This is a genomic window from Terribacillus sp. AE2B 122 (assembly GCF_902497585.1).
Lineage (GTDB): Bacteria > Bacillota > Bacilli > Bacillales > Amphibacillaceae > Terribacillus > Terribacillus saccharophilus_A.
The window spans coordinates 157823-174637 of sequence record NZ_LR700944.1 but is presented as its reverse complement, the minus strand read 5'-3'; the positions used below and the strand labels follow the sequence as shown (position 1 = coordinate 174637).

Genomic DNA, 16815 nt, shown 5'->3' with positions numbered 1-16815 from the left:
GTATATGCACAAGTAAAATAAAGCTCCTCCTTTAGCAGGAGAGCCTTATCTTTTAATAAAATCTCTATCCAAACTTCATAGTTCTAAAATGAATCTATAATTCTCCAATAATAACCCGCACCGCTTCTTCCAAATCCTTCACTGACCAAGAAGGCAGCTTAGGATTGCTTAATGCCAATTCATGATGTGCTGGTATGTGCACAAATCCTGAAATCATATCCAGCTTATTTGTTTCGATGTGATGTCTGACGGTGTACATCGTTTGGTTGCATAAATAGGTGCCAGCAGTGTTGGAAATCTTGGCTGGCAGGTTATGTTTCTGCAGTTTTGCTACCATATTCTTGATTGGCAATGTTGAGAAGTAAGCATCAGGTGCATCTTCTAGTATCTTTTGCCCGTCATATTGATTTCCACTATTGTCGGGTTCTCCGTCCATACAGTTTATCGCGATTCTTTCCGGGGTAATTCTATTTCTGCCAGCTGCCAGTCCTAAAGAAATGACAGCAGAAGGCTGGTATTCGTCGATATGTTTCAAGATGATGCTGGACGTTTTTGTGAAATCGACTGGAAGAACCTTGCCGATTATCTTTTTCCCATTTATCGTTTCTCCGTCCAGGCTGCGGACAATCACTTCTGTAGGGTTGGATGTCATCCCCAAAAAAGCTTCAAACCCAGTGAGTAAGATGTTCAAATTTACTTCTCCTTTTTAATTCAAATACTGATCGAACCAGTCCGTTATTTCATTCAAACGAATAATACGTAAACCTGGATCGCCGCTTCGGGACAGCTCATGATTTGATTCTGGAAAACGCACAAATCGTGTAGGTTTCTTTTGTTGTTTTAAGATGATGTACAATTGCTCGGCTTGTTCAATCGGGCAGCGATAATCGTTTTCGCTATGCAAGATGAGCAGTGGTGTTTGTACATCTTTTACATAACGAAGCGGAGAAATTCTCCATAGCTCTTCAGGATCCTCCATAACTGTTGTTTTGTGTTCCCATTCGGTAAAGAAGTAGCCGATATCACTCACGCCATAGAAACTGAGCCAGTTACTAATCGAACGCTGTGTAACTGCCGCTTTAAACTTATTCGTATGGCCGACAATCCAGTTCGTCATAAAGCCGCCATAGCTTCCGCCAGTGACACCTAAGCGGGAGACATCTATCCAATCGTAGTTTTCCAAAGTATAATCCACTGCGACCATCACATCGTCATAGTCAATGCCGCCATAGTCGCCGCGCACTGCATCAACAAACTGCTGCCCATAGCCATGACTTCCTCTTGGGTTCATGTATAGGACCCCATAACCTTTACTAGCAAGCACCTGAAACTCGTGCATAAAGGCATGGCTGTACATCGCGTGCGGACCGCCATGAATTTCAAGGACAAGTGGATACGTTTCGCCATCCTTGAAGCCTGTTGGTTTCATAATCCAGCCTTGCAGTTCCGTTCCATCATTCGCTTTAAACTGAAAGTCCTCAGGAATGGATAGTGTCTTCGTTTGAAGCAAGTGCTCGTTCACAGCTGTTAAACGCTGCTCGTCACTGTCTGACAAGGTCGACACAAACAAATCGCCAGGAATAGTAGCGGATTGACTGACGGCGTACACAAACCGCTCCTGATTTCTATCTGTACTAAAAGCGTAAATCTGGCGTTTTCCGCCAACAACTTTGTTTATGTTTTTATCTAACGTCACTTGGTATAAGCTAGTGGATCCTAGTTCGCTTGCTAAGAAGAATAGGGCGTCATTTGTTTTGCTCCAGACGGCGCCAGCACTTGCAGCACCTGTGCCCATATCATTAATCGCAACATCATGGCACTCCACATCCCATTCACTCGTTAAACAGGAGAGTGCTTTTGTTGCAAGATCCAAGGACCACACTCTCGTGAGGGTGGCTCCTTTGTAATCCAAATCATCACCAAGCAGAGATAGCTTTGCTCCATCTGGGGAGTAGTTTGGCGTGTAGAATCTTTTGTCGCTGCTCGTTAGTTTTTCTGTATCATTCGTAGATAAATCTAGCTGATAAATATCTGAGAAAAATGTCTGTTCAGGGTCCTCTGAACGGTTGGCGCTATATGCTACATGCAATCCATCAGGTGAAAATGCTGGGGAATGATGATCATATTGGCCATTTGTTAGTAAGGAGGCTGTACCAGTTTCCAAATCTATCAATACGAGATGATCGAAGGTTTCATCTGAAAAACCTTTTGCATCGGACTTGTACACCAGGTTCGTGGTGATATATGGCTTTAGTTTTTCCTCTGTCTTTTCTTTTTTAGCTTCCTTGTCTTCCAGATCGTCTGATGCGGTTAACGGTACGGTAACGATAAGCTTGTTCCCGACTGATGACAGAACAGGCTGAGAAGCACCTCTTTTAAACGTAGTAACCTGACTTGCTTCGCCTCCGCTAAAAGCAATTTTCCATATTTGCTGCTTCCCGGAGCGATTAGACACAAAGAATATGTATCGTCCATCAGGTGACCATCTTGGCTGCACATCTGAGAAATTACCTTGGGTAAACTGGGTGGTTTCCTTTGAATCCACATGCAATAGGAATAGATTCGATTGATATTTTTCTTTCTCGTTAATTACTCGCTTCACAAAAACAACCCACTTGCCATCAGGTGATAGCTGCGGATCCGATAAAAATGAAAATTCTAATAAATATTGTGCTGATAGACCGTTTGTTGTCATAGTTTGCTGCCTCCTGTCATGGGACATCTATTTATTTGTCGTGATATGGGACAAGTTTCTCAAAATAAGCCGCCTGGCTTATTAAGAAACCTGTACATACTCTTATACTAATTCGCCATTTATATAGGTTTGGACTGCTTTGTTTCTCAAATCGAAGGGGTTGCCGGTCCAAAGGACAAAGATTGCATCCTTGCCAACTTCAACTGATCCAACTCGATCGTCTACACCTAGATGCTTCGCTGCATTTAGTGTAATAGCTTTAAGAGCCTCTTCTTCTGGCAGACCGTATTTAACAGCTAAAATCGCACTTGTCATTAAATGCTCAATAGCAATTACTGGATGATCGGTCGTGATGGAGAATGGTACAGATTCTTCTGCTAGTGCCAACAGTGTATTCCAGCCTTTATCGGCCAGCTCTATTTTTGAGCGAGGTGTCATTGTCGGGCCTACTGACACCCGAATGTCGTGTTTAGCGATGAACGGTGCTATTTGATGTCCCTCTGTGCAATGCTCAATCGTTAAATCAATTTCAAATTCCTTTTTTAACCGTAGAACAGTGACAATATCATCAGCGCGGTGGGCATGTACACGAAGCGGTATTTCTTTATTCAATACTTTGACGATATGCTCTAAGCCTAGGTTTCTGGTTGCTTTTCCTGCTTCGCGATCTTCCTTATATGTTTGTGCCTCAATAAATTTCTCACGAAGAATGGCTGCGATTCCCATTCTAGTTGTCGGCATTCTACCTTTATCACCGTGGAACCGTTTTGGATTCTCTCCTGTTGCAGCTTTTAGACCTGAAGGATTACGAATGACCATTTCATCTACGATTGTCCCTGTCGTTTTTAACACACACATTTCTCCGCCAATGACATTGGCACTCCCAGGCATAACTTGGACTGTGGTAACACCTGAACGCCTGGCATCTTCAAATCCTCTATCCAGTGGGTTTATTCCATCAATTGCGCGCACCTGTGGAGTGGCTGCGGCGCTTGTTTCATTGAAGTCATGTCCTTCTTTTCCTATTCCTTCTTCATGTACACCTAAATGGGTATGTACATCTATTAATCCTGGAGTAAAGTATGTACCGCTAGCATCAATAATTTCATATCCATCTGGAATGCTGGATGTACCTATAGAAGTGAATTTGCCGTCCTTAATTAAAATAGTTGTACCGCTAAATGTCTTTCCTGTTCCATCTACACCAGATACATTGTTATGGCCTTCATACAATAACCTCCATAAAAATCCAAATTATCATTGATTTCTGAAAATTTATCCAATATAATACCCTCTATACCTAATTCCTAATTACGATATTAAAACAATTTTTGAATATTGTAAATGTTCTTCAATGTAAGGTTATGTATCAAAAAGGGGAGTATAATAGGAGAAAAGTCCGAAAGTAGGAAGAATAGTGGAGTATCAAATTGATGAGTTGGACCGCGGTATTATCCGGATGTTATCCAAGGATGGCCGCTTAGCTTTTTCAGAAATAGCGAGTGAATTAAAAGTGACGGAGAAAACAATCAGACTTCGTTACAAAAACTTAGTGCAGCACAACATCATTGAAGTAGTAGGCGTTGTGAATCCAATCGCCCTTGGTTTGAAAGCTGGAGCGATTATTCAAATAAAAACAAAGCAAGGGACAATTAAAAAGGTAAGAGAAGCACTGAGCACGATAAAAGAAGTTCGCTATATTACGATGACTAGCGGACACTACCAGCTGCTGATTCAAATTAATGTCCGAAGCCAGGAAGATATAAAGGACTGTATGCTCAAGCTGGATGGTATTGAAGGAATTACAGAGATCAATACAATAATCCAATTAGAAAACTATAAGAATACGTTCGAATATTTATAGAAGGAGCTGCTCAACTTGATTGGATTACTAAAGAAACTAACTAGTTTGCAGGGCCCAAGCGGCTTTGAACAAGAGGTTAGTTATTTCCTGAAAGATTATCTAAAGGATAAAGTGGATGAAGTTGAGATAGACCCTATTGGTAATGTCATCACCAAAAAGAAAGGTACAAGCCCAGGACCTAGCATTCTTTTAACAGCTCATATGGATGAAGTCGGCTTTATTGTAAAAAAGATAGAAGCAAACGGATTACTGCGATTTGAAAAGCTGGGCGGTAATGATGACCGGAACCTTGTGGCACAGCCAGTGAAGGTACTAGGCGAAGAGGGGCATATCAATGGGGTGATTGGAACACTTTCTGCACACTTTGCTAAATTTGATGACGCGCAAAAGGTGAGAAAGCATAGTCAGCTATACATAGATGTTGGAGCAAGTTCTTCTCAAGATGTACTGGAAATGGGCATAGAGGTTGGAACCCCTGTCAGTTGGGGTTCTGAACTGCAAATCCTCGGAAGTTCTGAAAAACCTAAGATACGTGCCAAGTCATTGGATGATCGTGCAGGGTGCGCCGTTATTCTACAAGTTTTAGAAGAAATAGGGCAAGATTTTGCAGGCGAGCTCATTTGTTTATTCACTGTCCAGGAAGAAGTCGGATTAAGAGGGGCAAAAACAGCATCAGAACATATCAATGCAGATGTTGCTATCGCAATTGATACAACCGCTGTAAGTGATACGTTTGAGCAAACGATGGATCAGACTCTTAGCTTAGGAAACGGGACAGGAATTAAGGTAATGGATGCAAGTTTAATTGTCCCGAAAACAATGAAGAAGCTGCTCGTTCAGCTAGCTAAGGAACAAGATATTCCTTATCAGCTGGAAGTGTTCACTGGAATTGGGACAGACGGCGGTGCAGTCACGTACGCCAACAAAGGAATTCCAACAGGTGTATTATCGATTCCTTCTCGTTACACACATTCAAGCATCGAACTTATCGACTTGGGTGATCTTATCGCAACGAAGGATATAGTAAAAGCCTTTGTAAAGAGTGTCGATGAACAATCACGTTTTCCTTTCTGAATTACATATTTTTTTAAGATAAGAAGTTAGAAAATTTATAATAGTCATTTAAAGGTGGGTATTTATGAAAATATTTATTTCAGCAGATATGGAAGGTATCTCGGGTGTTGCAACCAATCAGCAATTAAAAACAAATTCCGAATACCAGCGTTTTAGAAAGCTTATGACAGCAGATGTGAATGCGACAATAGAAGGAGCCTATAATGGCGGAGCAAAAGAGGTTGTTGTTGCTGATGGGCACGGCAATATGTCGAACATACTGGTGGAAGAGTTAGATCCACGTGCAAGACTAGTGTCTGGTAATAACCGCGTCATGTGCCAGCTGGAAGGCTTGGATGGCACCTTCGATGGAATTATGTTCGTTGGACATCATGGACGTGAAGCTGGATCAGAACGTACAGTCATTAGCCATACACTGGCAGGTATCTGTGTGAATGAAATGAAGATCAATAACCGAGTTGTTGGTGAGACGGAAATGAACACACTAGTTGCAGGCGGCTTTAACGTACCAGCAATCTTCATCAGTGGTGATGATGCGTATGTAAAAGAGGTGCAAGAAACATTGCCAGATGTAAAAGGTGCTGTAACCAAACGTGCTGTTGATCGGTTTGCGGCAGAGCTGCTTCACCCAGAGGTTGCCCGCAAAGAGATCTGCGAAAAAGCAGAACTAGCAGTCAAAGAAATCAAGAGCTTTAAGCCGCAAACAGTGGAAGGACCTGTGACCTTTAACATCGAGTTTAAAGGGCCGCAGCAAGCCATGATGACGACAACAATTCCTACAGTGGAACTGACTGGTCCACGAAGCATTCGTTTTACTTGTGATGATGTTGTCACAGCATACAAGCATATGTGGGGCTGTGTGATTATTGCGATGACAGCGACAAATGGTGTACTTGGCAGTGTGAATGCGTAAGTGTAACAGCTAGAAAAATAGTGGAGGTGAATCCGTGTATATTGTAAAACGAATACTTATCATGCTGCTTACAATATGGGTCATTGCGAGTTTGACATTTTTGATCATGAAATTTATACCTGGTGATCCATTCGCTTCAGATGCAGATGTGCTTCCGGAAGAAGTATTACAAAACATCAGAGCTAAGTACAACTTGGACGAGCCAATAGCAGTGCAATATGTGCTGTATATGAGGGATTTAGTGACATTTGATTTAGGGTTCTCCATTCAATCCGAAACAAGATCAGTAAATTCTATCATTGCAGATGGTGCTCCAGCATCCGCTTTACTAGGCTTGCAGGCATTGATCATTGCCTTAGCTCTAGGGTTGCTGCTAGGGATTGTAGCGGCTTTGAATCATAACAAACTACTCGATTATGCGTCCATGTTTATTGCGATAATCGGTATATCTGTTCCGAGCTTTATTCTGGCACCGCTGCTCATCAAGTACTTTGCCGTAGAGTGGGGGATGTTACCTGTTGCGTCATGGGGGACATGGCAGCATTCCATCTTACCAACCTTAGCATTAGCGGCAACACCGCTTGCTGTTATCGCACGATTTATGCGTTCCAGTATGCTCGAAGTAACGAATCAGAATTATATCAAGACAGCAGACGCCAAAGGTCTGTCCAAAACAAAGCTAGTCATCAGGCACGGCATCCGAAATGCTATCTTACCGGTTATTTCATTTATTGGTCCATTATTTGTGTCTTTAATTACCGGAACATTCGTTATTGAGAAAATATTCGCAATTCCAGGTATCGGACGCTATTTCGTAGATAGTATTTTCAACCGGGACTATCCAGTAATCATGGGAACAACAATCTTCTTCAGTGTATTGCTGGTGTTAACGTTATTCATCATTGATATATCGTACCGCTATATTGACCCTAGAATAAAACTAACGAGTGGAGGGGAGTAAGATGGAAGCTAAACGTGTGGATGATTCCCTTTTTCGCCCCTTATCACCAGAAAAACGAGGACATGACCCTATCCAGCGCCCGAGCATGAGTGTGTGGAAGGAAACGATTCTTAATGTATTAAAAAACAAGATGGCAGTGCTTGGGTTTACCTTGCTTCTCGTCATTGGATTTTTTGCAATAGCTGGTCCGCATATGGTTCCATTCGATCCGGCGAAACAGGATTTGGTGAATACCAATGTTGCTCCAAACAGTGAGCATTGGTTTGGATCCGATGACTTGGGACGAGATGTATGGTCAAGAACTTGGTACGGAGCTCGCGTATCGTTAACGATCGGGCTCATTGCTGCAGCTATTGATATCATTCTCGGCGTAACAATCGGAGGTATCTCTGGTTATATGGCCGGCCGAAGTAAGTTCGGGGACCGAGTTGATAGTATTTTAATGCGGATCGTTGAAATTCTGTATGGTATTCCTTACCTACTAATTGTCATCTTACTGATGGTGATCATGGAGCCAGGTATTACATCTATCATTATTGCGTTATCTGTTACTGGCTGGGTAGGGATGGCCAGGATTATACGCGGTCAGATACTCCAGCTGAAGTCACAGGAATATGTGTTAGCTGCCCAGAAGATGGGGACCTCCCACCCCAAAATCATTTGGCGGCATTTGATTCCGAATACAGCAGGTATCATCATCGTGAATCTAACCTTTACGATACCTTCCGCAATTTTCGCGGAATCATTCTTAAGCTTTCTCGGATTAGGAGTTCAGGCTCCATTCGCCAGCTGGGGAACGATGGCGAACGATTCCTTAGGCGTTATTCTCAGCGGGCAGTGGTGGCGACTCTTCTTCCCTGGATTCATGATTGCCCTTACCATGTTTGCGTTTAACGCATTCGGGGACGGCCTGCAGGATGCACTTGATCCAAAAGCAACTAAATAGGAGGTGGGATATTGGAACGCTTACTGGAAGTGAACAATCTGGAAGTGAGTTTTAAGACATATGGAGGGGAAGTACAAGCCGTCCGGGATGTTTCCTTTCATGTGGATAAAGGAGAAATCCTAGCGATAGTCGGTGAAAGCGGCAGCGGGAAAAGTGTGACTGTGCAATCCATCATGGGCCTGATCCCAACTCCGCCAGGCAAAATAAAGAACGGCGAAGTGCTTTTAGAAGGACAGGATCTCTTAAAGCTATCCAAACGGGATATGCAAAAGGTGAAAGGCTCAAAGATCAGCATGGTCTTTCAGGATCCGATGACTTCTTTGAACCCTACGATGAAGGTCGGCAAACAAATCGCAGAAAGTATTACAACCCATCAAAACATCAAGGGGCAGGAAGCGAAAGAACGCGCAATTGACATGATCCGGCGTGTGGGTATTTCAAACCCTGCCGAACGATATGAACAGTATCCGCATGAATTCAGCGGCGGGATGCGCCAGCGGATCATGATTGCGATTGCGCTGGCTTGTCATCCAAAGGTACTTCTTGCTGATGAACCGACGACTGCATTGGATGTAACCATTCAAGCACAAGTATTGGATTTAATGAAAAATCTAAAAGATGACATGGACACGTCTATTATATTGATTACCCATGACCTTGGCGTTGTTGCCGAGACAGCGGAGCGGGTTGCTGTCATGTACGGCGGCATGATTGTCGAAACAGCTCCGGTAAATGAATTATTCAATAATCCAAAGCACCCATACACATGGGGTCTGCTAGAGTCGATTCCAGATATCGATGCCGCAGATAAAAAGCGATTGGTGCCAATAGAAGGGGCACCGCCGGATTTATTTTCTCCTCCAAAGGGCTGTCCGTTTGCACCACGGTGTAAATATGCCATGGACGTGTGTGTCGAAGAAATGCCTCCTGCTTTTTCGATCGATAATGGACATGAAGCGAAATGCTGGCTGAACGATTCCAGATCACCAGCCCTCAAAGAATTAGTTGCAGCAGGGAGGCAGTTGTCATGACGGAAACGATCATCCAGATTGAACAAATGAAGAAATATTATCCGATCGGCAAAGAAAAAACGGTTAAATCTGTCGATGATATCTCTATCGAAATAAAACGTGGCGAAACATTCGGCCTGGTAGGAGAAAGCGGCAGCGGTAAATCGACACTTGGTAAAACGATAGTCGGCTTAGAAGACCCGACGTCAGGCAAGATCGTCTACAATGACCTGGATTTGAGTCAATTAAATAAGAAACAAAAGAGACAGATAAACCGGGAAATTCAAGTGATCTTCCAAGACCCGCACGCCTCGTTGAATCCACGGATGCGCGTTGGCGACATTATTGCGGAAGGGATTGATGCCCATAAACTAGCGACAGGCAAAAACCGACAGGATCGGGTGTATGAGCTATTAGAAAGAGTAGGTTTGCAGCCAGAGCATGCCAAACGCTATCCCCATGAATTCAGTGGCGGGCAGCGGCAGCGAATTGGGATTGCAAGAGCGCTTGCTGTTGAACCGAAATTCATCGTAGCAGATGAACCTATATCAGCACTCGATGTATCGATTCAAGCACAGGTTATCAATCTACTGGAAGATTTAAAAGAACAAGAGGATTTAACATACTTATTCATTGCCCATGATTTAGGCATGGTCAAGCATATTAGTGACCGTATTGGTGTCATGTACTTAGGGAAGATGATGGAGCTCTCTGACAGCGATGAGCTGTTTCATGAGCCGCTTCATCCTTATACAAAAGCGCTATTATCTGCTATTCCTATTGCAAATCCCGAAGCTGAAAGACGTGAAAGAATTGTGTTAGAGGGAGATCCGCCAAGTCCAGTAGATCCGCCAAGCGGCTGTCGTTTCCGGACACGATGTCCATTTGCAATGGATGTGTGTGCCAAGGAAGTGCCAGAGTGGCGAGAAGTGAAAGAGAAACACTGGACTGCGTGTCATCTTTACAATAATTAAAATTTGAAGGGGGAAGATGTTATGAAGAAATGGCTAGTAGGAATGCTGATACTTGTAATCGTTGCTGCAGGCTGCAGCAATGGCAGCTCAGGAGGAAGCGCAGCAGACATTCCGCAGGAAATCACAGTGAATGCAATGAGTGAGCCGCCAGATTTGGATCCGGCACTTGCAACAGATACGACATCAGGCTGGGTATTGGATCACGTATTTGAAGGTCTTTATACGAAAGATGAAAGTGGAAATCCAGTTCTAGGGGCAGCTGAAAATGTAGATGTCTCAGAAGACGGAAAAACGTACACGTTCACTCTTCGTGACGACGCAAAATGGTCCGATGGAAGTAATGTAACAGCACAAGACTTCGAGTACGGCTGGAAACGAGTTCTAAATCCAGACACAGGTAGCTCCTTCGCCTTCTACATGTACTATATCAAAGGTGCAGAAGCGTACAACAAAGGCGATGGCGCGGTTGAAGACGTTGGTATCACAGCACAGGACGATAAGACACTTGTAGTAGAACTAGGCGCACCGCTTGGTTACTTTGACGAACTATTAACAATGTGGACATTCTATCCTGTAAAACAAGAGCTTGTAGAAGAAAATAGTGCATGGTCTGCAGAAGCAGATACGTATGTAAGTAACGGACCATTCAAGCTGACAAAATGGGCGCATGACAGTGAAGTGGTCATCGAAAAGAATGAAAACTATTGGGATAATAGTGTTGTAAAACTAGATAAAGTAACATACAAAATCGTCAACGACGCAACAACTTACTATCAAATGTTCAAAACAAATGAGCTAGACTTGATTCAAACATTGCCTTCAGATGTTCTTGATCAAGAGAAAGAATCCGAAGAATATAGCGAAGTACCATACTTCGGTACGTACATGTACATGTTTAACGTAGAAAAGGAACCATTTACGAACGAGAAAATCAGAAGAGCATTCACGCTTGCAGTTGATCGCGAAACGCTAACACAAAACGTAACCAAATCAGGTGAAACACCAGCATACGCATTTGTACCACCAGGTGTTGAAACGCCAGAAGGTGATTTCCGTGAAACTGGCGGCGAATACTTTGAAGAAGATGCAGCAGAAGCGAAACGACTTCTAGAAGAAGGGGTGGAAGAAGAAGGCTGGACAGAGCTACCGGAAGTATCGATCTCTTATAACACAGCTGAAAACAACAAGAAAATCGCTGAAGCAGTACAAGCCATGTACAAAGACAATCTTGGCGTTGATGTGAAGCTTGAAAACCAAGAGTGGAAAACATACTTGGATACAACACAGCAAGGAAACTTCCAAATGGCTCGTATGGGCTGGATTGGCGTACTAGTAGATCCAGTGGTCATCCTCGATTACTACCTAGGTGACAGCCCGAACAACCGCACAAACTGGGTAAATGAAGAGTACGACCAGCTTATGGCCGATGCTAAAGTAGAACAAGACCCAGAAGCACGTTATGAACTATTGCACCAAGCAGAAGCAGTATTAATGGAAGATCTGCCATTCAACCCAATCTACCATTATACAAACAACTACCTGACTTCACAGAACTTCGAAAACATTGTCTATCCGGTAAACCGTTACCCTTACCTGAAATGGGCTGAAAAAGTATCGGAGTAACATACTGAAATGATGGAAAGCGGATCTCTGACAGATCTCGCTTTCCGTTACATGGGAAAGGAGCATATAAAATGAAGTGGAAAGTCTCTTTATTCTTCATAACTATCCTCGGCTGGTACATCGCAACAGTTGCTGCCCCATTTTCACTAGCAGATGTATCTAATATCGCATTCTTAATCGGCCTCATCCTAATCATAATTGCCGCAATAGCACTCATACTGCATACAGGATTCCTAACCCCATTGATTCAAGGCTTCCAAATAATTGGAGAACGAATGGTTCGCAAATCACGTTCTGCAGAACAGGCAGACAGTCAAATGAAGAATGATCCTAACATGAAGGCTTTCAAAGCTAATTTAGCTGCTCGTATTACGCAAAGCACCTTTATAGTAGGGACTAGCTCTATATTTACTTCTGTGATTATTATATTTATGCTTTAAGATGAGGAGAGTCTTAAAAGAGATATTAACAGAGCTTATGAGAACAGCTTCTTCTGTGCGAGCAGGAGGGGCAGTTTTTAATGGAATTTAAGCGCAGAGGATACGTAACTAAAAAGAGACTCTATTTTAAAGATGAAAACTCTAAATGATTTTAAGTGTGATATACAGGAGGTGTTCCCGTATGAGAACGCTCACGACTCTGATTGTTATCATAGCTGTTATGCATATAAGCAATCTTATCAACGTAACGCTCTTGGATGGAGAATGGAGCGGCATTGTGAACTGGCTTTCAACTATCTTATTTGTCATAGGCATGGTCGTATATGGCAGAGAAGTGAATAAATATCGGAAGAAATAATTTTGAAATGGGAAGACCATTCCTCAAAAAACTCGAAATCTACTCCATCATTCTTCATAAAACACTGTGTAAACTCCGCCAATCAGCTATATAATGACAGATAGAGACAAATTGGACGGAAAGAAGGCAAACAAATGAAAATCACCATCATCAGCGTCGGCAAATTAAAGGAAAAATACCTCAAGCAAGGCATCGAAGAATACACAAAACGCCTCGGCGCCTATGCCAAAGTCGAGTTAGTCGAAGTACCAGACGAAAAAGCGCCCGAGAACCTGAGTGAAGCTGACATGCAAATCGTCAAACAAAAAGAAGGCGACCGCATCCTGTCGAAAATCGGCCCCGACGACTACGTCATTTCCCTGGAAATAAAAGGCCAAATGATCACATCCGAACAACTCGCGTCGAAAATTGACAGCTTGGCTACATATGGAAAGAGTAAGGTTGCATTTGTGATTGGCGGATCTCTGGGATTAAGTGAAGAAGTTATGCAGCGGAGCGATTATGCGCTGTCGTTTTCGAAGATGACATTTCCGCATCAGTTGATGAAGCTAGTGTTGGTGGAGCAGGTTTATCGGGCTTTTCGGATTATTAAGGGGGAACCGTACCATAAATAACGGTAAACTCGTTTCATTAAAGCTAGTCTTATTACCAAGAGACTATGGTTAGATAATAAACATTAGTTATACTCTTTTAAAAGTAATTATAGTAGATAATTCTATAATTACTTTTTTTATATCAGTTTTAACTTCTCACCGCCTCTGTTGGTAAAAAATAGAGGAAAATAACAAATAATGTCGAAAGGTTAATATAATTTCTATCAAGAGTACTTACTACAATAATGGGGGTTAAAGTATGAAGCAATTAACCATGAGAGCTAAGAATTTAATTTATAAATTCCAAGTCGATCATAAACATTTAAAAACAGAAAAAACAGGAATGACATTAAATTATGAGGAGGGAAAGTACAGGCAGTCTGAATTAGTCCGAATAATTAGAGACACTGTAGTACATTTTGCTTTAACGAAGCAAGAGATAAGAAAATATAAAGAAGATGATGACTTTGGAGAAATGCAAAGAAAAGCTTGGGATCGGATTTCGAAAGCCCATAAAAATTCTAAAGGAGATTATGGGGAACTACTCCTGTTTATAATACTTAGTATTTTCTTTCCATCAGAGAAGTTTGTTACAAAAGTGAGATTAAGAAGCTCCATGAAGGACCAAATTAAAGGTTTTGATTGTGCCCATTTCTCAATTGAAAATGATGAGGTGATATTGTGGTTAGGTGAGGCAAAATTCCACAAGCAATTTAGTGGTGCAATAGCAGACGCAATAAAATCAGTAAATGATCATTGTAATATTGATTTTCTGAAGGATGAAATCAGTATATTGGCCTCTAATATTGAAATTAATGATGATTTTAAAGGTTATGACAAGATTAACAATGTATTAAATGGGGGGGTTACCTTAGATAAAATTAAGATTAGAATTCCTGTTTTAGTAACATACGACTCTAATTTAATTCCTAAACATAAAGATATAGAAGATGCAAAGTTTATTGAGGACATGGGGAAAGAATTTATTAGCAAGTATCAAAACATTGATACGCATACTCTATCTTTGAAACCTAATATTGAAGTTATGTTTATAATTTTACCATTTGAATCCGTTAGCAACATAAAATCTGAAATTGATGTATTGGAGGCTGCAATGCGATGAATTTCATTAATGAAGAAAGGTTAAAAGCTTGTAAAGACTTACTCCATAACTTAAAAGCAAACAATACAATTACTAAGAACGAGTATAAATATTTACTCGAAACAGCTTTTTACCTTCTTTCCTCGGATAAAGATGAAGCATATAATTTAGGCTTATCGATAATATGCCACGTAGCTGAAGCTAAACCACAAGATGCTTTTATACAACAATTATTGTTTGATTGTATTAATGAATCGAGAGTCTTTTTGTACCATGATATGTATAAAAAGATAGATACCAGTTACACAGATAATATTGGACATGGCATTATGGAGAACTTTAGTGAATCTTTTTATACACTAAATACAGGTACGATTTTAACACGTGATCAAAAACAACTTTTTGAAGATTTTCAGAAATTCAAAAGATTAGTAGTAAGTGCTCCTACATCTTTTGGGAAATCAAGAATAGTTTCCGAAATAATAAATCATAATTCCTATAATAATATTGCGATTATCTTGCCTACAATAGCTTTATTAAATGAAACGTACTTAAACTTCAGAAAGAACCCATTAATTCGAAATAGGTATCGGTTAATAAATACACTAACACAAGAATTTGATGATAATGGAAACATTTTCATTCTAACTCCTGAAAAGATGGATCTCCTTTTAGATCAAAATACAAATCTTAAAATTGACTTTTTTACAATGGATGAAATTTATAAGATTCAAGATGATGAGGAAAGAAAGCATGTTTTTACTCACTGTTTATATCGCCTATCTAAAATGGCAAACGATTTTTATTTAATTGGTCCATACTTCCAGAAATTCAGTAAAGAATTTTTAGATAGAACAGATGCTAAATTTAATAGATATTCTGCAGAAATTGTTCAAAAAGATACAATTGATATTTCTAAAATAGCCCACAACAGTGAATATGTAATCTCCAATAATAAATTCAAAAAATTAAAAGATAATGATAGAAACTTAATAAATATTACAAATAATATTAATGGGCAAACTCTTGTATATTTAGGGAGAAAAGATACAGTTGAAACTAGAGCTAGAAAACTAGCAGGTAAACGCGACGGAGTAAATATTAAAAGTGATCTTATTGACTATATAAGAACGACTATAGATGAAGATTGGTCATTGGCACATTGTCTTAGTAAAGGAATTGCATTTCATCATGGTGCAATCCCAAAATATATACAGACCGAAATAGTAGACGAATTTAATAATGGAAATATTGACATACTTGTATGTACCTCTACCCTTACTGAAGGGGTTAATACCTCAGCTAAAAACGTTGTAATATATGACAATAGTAAAGGGATTAACGCATTGTCAGGATTTGACGTGAAGAATATTAAAGGTAGAGCCGGTAGATTTCTCTCACACTTTATTGGTAGGGTTATTGCATTAGAACCAATATCCAAAGAAGAAGAAAAAGAAACAATTGAATTTAGTTATTATGATAATGAAAATTTAACAGTTGAAGAAATTATTCAAGTTGATAAGAACGATTTAAGCAATAAAAATTTGGATAAAAGAAATGAGACTGAAAAGAATTTAGAGAGCTGGAAAATTCCATTAGAACTAATTCAAAAGAATAAATTTATACCAATACATAATCAGTACTCTTTAATCAACTTTTTACGAAATAATACTAGATATTTAAGTTCATTGTTGTTTTCATCACATTATCCAAGAAAAGAACAGTTAAAAATTATAATGGATTTATGCTACGCACATTTGTTTAACGAAGCGGATAAAAACAATAAAAGTTTCTCCATAGGAAATTTAAAGAGATTAACAAATTTTTATGTTTACAGCAACCCATCTATAAAAGAGTTAATAAAAACTCAAAATGGAGAAAAGACTGATACAAGAGTAAGATTAGCATTTTCTCTTATTAGTAGGTATTTTGAATTTGCTTTGCCTAAGTATCTCTCAGCCTTCGAAGTTTTATTTAACTATGTTTACTTCGAAAAAAATAACAAGAGAGATGCAATTAGTTTGAAAGCTTTGATTACTAAACTAGAGTTCGGTTCAACAGAAAAGCATGAGATTGCATTAAAAGAAGCAGGGGTTCCGATTGGGATTATAAACAAGATATCCAGCGTACTTCAGGATTGCGATAATATTGATAAAATAAAAGCAAAGTTAGCATTAAACCCCGATTTAACTGGAAATTTATCTGATTATGAAAAAATCATTTTAAGTAAGTACGTTTAAGGTAAAAATATAATTGTGATAG

16 protein-coding genes are annotated in these 16815 nt (G+C 40.3%); 13 read left to right on the top strand and 3 right to left on the bottom strand.

The features are described from left to right. Nucleotides 1-94 precede the first annotated feature (94 nt). From AE2B122_RS09265 to AE2B122_RS09255, 3 genes are all read right to left on the bottom strand, one after another. Nucleotides 95-691 (bottom strand): pyroglutamyl-peptidase I, encoded by a 597-nt coding sequence (locus tag AE2B122_RS09265; protein WP_256366459.1) that lies wholly within the window; start codon nt 689-691, stop codon nt 95-97. Nucleotides 692-706: 15 nt separating this feature from the next. Then, entirely contained in the window at nt 707-2695 is a 1989-nt protein-coding gene (locus AE2B122_RS09260) for a S9 family peptidase (RefSeq protein ID WP_175073872.1), read from the bottom strand. 102 nt (nt 2696-2797) lie between these two features. Beyond that, a complete protein-coding gene (locus AE2B122_RS09255; protein ID WP_175073871.1) occupies nt 2798-3928 on the bottom strand; it encodes an amidohydrolase in 1131 nt (376 codons plus the stop codon). A gap of 184 nt (nt 3929-4112) precedes the next feature. Between AE2B122_RS09255 and AE2B122_RS09250 the strand changes: the two genes are divergently transcribed. From AE2B122_RS09250 to AE2B122_RS09190, 13 genes are all read left to right on the top strand, one after another. Continuing rightward, complete coding sequence (locus AE2B122_RS09250; protein ID WP_095219885.1) at nt 4113-4559, top strand: Lrp/AsnC family transcriptional regulator; 447 nt, start codon at nt 4113-4115, stop codon at nt 4557-4559. A gap of 15 nt (nt 4560-4574) precedes the next feature. Further along, entirely contained in the window at nt 4575-5633 is a 1059-nt protein-coding gene (locus AE2B122_RS09245; protein ID WP_175073870.1) for a M42 family metallopeptidase, read from the top strand. A gap of 64 nt (nt 5634-5697) precedes the next feature. Next, nucleotides 5698-6546, top strand: coding sequence for a M55 family metallopeptidase (locus AE2B122_RS09240; RefSeq protein ID WP_175073869.1), 849 nt, complete (start codon nt 5698-5700; stop codon nt 6544-6546). A 34-nt stretch (nt 6547-6580) separates the two neighbouring features. Continuing rightward, nucleotides 6581-7507, top strand: a complete 927-nt coding sequence (locus AE2B122_RS09235; protein ID WP_254593469.1) for an ABC transporter permease — start codon at nt 6581-6583, stop codon at nt 7505-7507. Between the two features lies 1 nt (nt 7508). Next, on the top strand, nt 7509-8453 hold the full coding sequence (locus tag AE2B122_RS09230; protein ID WP_175073868.1) for an ABC transporter permease: 945 nt from the start codon (nt 7509-7511) through the stop codon (nt 8451-8453). An 11-nt stretch (nt 8454-8464) separates the two neighbouring features. Then, a complete protein-coding gene (locus tag AE2B122_RS09225; protein ID WP_175073867.1) occupies nt 8465-9484 on the top strand; it encodes an ABC transporter ATP-binding protein in 1020 nt (339 codons plus the stop codon). Beyond that, nucleotides 9481-10437 carry an ABC transporter ATP-binding protein gene (locus AE2B122_RS09220; protein WP_093880840.1) on the top strand — a complete coding sequence of 319 codons (957 nt, stop codon included), beginning with the start codon at nt 9481-9483 and terminating at the stop codon, nt 10435-10437. The genes AE2B122_RS09225 and AE2B122_RS09220 overlap by 4 nt, the downstream gene beginning before the upstream one ends. 21 nt (nt 10438-10458) lie before the next feature. Then, nucleotides 10459-12060, top strand: a complete 1602-nt coding sequence (locus tag AE2B122_RS09215) for a peptide ABC transporter substrate-binding protein (protein ID WP_175073866.1) — start codon at nt 10459-10461, stop codon at nt 12058-12060. 71 nt (nt 12061-12131) lie between these two features. Further along, on the top strand, nt 12132-12500 hold the full coding sequence (locus AE2B122_RS09210) for a DUF3899 domain-containing protein (RefSeq protein WP_175073865.1): 369 nt from the start codon (nt 12132-12134) through the stop codon (nt 12498-12500). A gap of 181 nt (nt 12501-12681) precedes the next feature. After that, nucleotides 12682-12858 carry a hypothetical protein gene (locus AE2B122_RS09205; protein WP_175073864.1) on the top strand — a complete coding sequence of 59 codons (177 nt, stop codon included), beginning with the start codon at nt 12682-12684 and terminating at the stop codon, nt 12856-12858. A gap of 134 nt (nt 12859-12992) precedes the next feature. Beyond that, nucleotides 12993-13472 carry a 23S rRNA (pseudouridine(1915)-N(3))-methyltransferase RlmH gene (gene rlmH / locus AE2B122_RS09200; RefSeq protein WP_175073863.1) on the top strand — a complete coding sequence of 160 codons (480 nt, stop codon included), beginning with the start codon at nt 12993-12995 and terminating at the stop codon, nt 13470-13472. A 238-nt stretch (nt 13473-13710) separates the two neighbouring features. After that, nucleotides 13711-14574, top strand: a complete 864-nt coding sequence (locus AE2B122_RS09195) for a DUF1837 domain-containing protein (protein WP_175073862.1) — start codon at nt 13711-13713, stop codon at nt 14572-14574. Further along, nucleotides 14571-16793 carry a helicase-related protein gene (locus AE2B122_RS09190; protein ID WP_175073861.1) on the top strand — a complete coding sequence of 741 codons (2223 nt, stop codon included), beginning with the start codon at nt 14571-14573 and terminating at the stop codon, nt 16791-16793. Before AE2B122_RS09195 ends, AE2B122_RS09190 begins: the two co-directional genes overlap by 4 nt. The last annotated feature ends 22 nt before the right edge of the window (nt 16794-16815 follow it).